Below are 832 nucleotides of genomic sequence, written 5' to 3'. Positions count from 1 at the left end.
TTGGTGATTATCAGGACAGGTTGCTTGTATATGAAGATAACAAAGGCGGCATTTATTTTTGCGCTGTCAGTGTGGAGTGTTGCTGTGATATGTCTTTTATTATTTGTACTGGTTGTTCTGGGATAGCCATAGTGAAATAAAAAGCTGTCTGAATTAAATTATTTTGAACACATATTTTAATTCTGCACTAAATTCAGAATGACCCTGTAAATAATTCTGTGTAACTGCCGCCGTATTAAAGGTGCTCGCTAAGGCGGTCACCGAACTCGATAATAAAACGGCTCATTGCCAGCCGCCAGTTCTGGATTGGCATACTCCATTTTTTGACGCCGACTGTATCGCCAGATAAATCACTTTTCGCACCGAGTCGTCCGTTGGGAACACCTTGCGCTTCTTTATCGCCTGCCGAATGACACTGTTCAGCGATTCGATGGCATTCGTCGTGTAGATGGCCTTGCGGATATCCGGTGGGTAACCGAAGAAGGTGTTGAGATTTTCCCAGTGTGTGCGCCAGCTCTTGCTGATTTGCGGGTATTTTTCATCCCAGACGCCTGCAAACTTATCCAACGCCATCAACGCCGTTTCCTCTGTCGGGGCCTGATATACCGCTTTCAGCCCGCTGGTGACGGCTTTGTAATCCTTCCACGACACGAATTTCAGGCTGTTGCGCACCATATGGATGATGCAGAGCTGAATATGCGTCTGCGGGTACACGCTATTTATCGCTTCCGGGAAGCCTTTCAGGCCGTCCACGAAGGCGATAAGGATATCGTTCAGGCCGCGATTTTTCAGTTCCGTCAGTACATTCAGCCAGAACTTTGCACCTTCATTT

General features: G+C 46.9%; 1 pseudogene. It reads right to left on the bottom strand.

Annotation, left to right across the window (positions count from 1 at the left end):
• Window positions 1–235: 235 nt before the first annotated feature.
• Window positions 236–832 (bottom strand): annotated as a pseudogene (locus tag ACJHYR_RS27950) (IS256 family transposase); the annotation flags it as partial.

Source organism: Escherichia sp. WS1450 (genome assembly GCF_046487395.1).
Lineage (GTDB): Bacteria > Pseudomonadota > Gammaproteobacteria > Enterobacterales > Enterobacteriaceae > Escherichia > Escherichia coli.
Note: the sequence above shows the minus strand (reverse complement) of the source record. Positions and strands in the feature narration are given on the sequence as shown.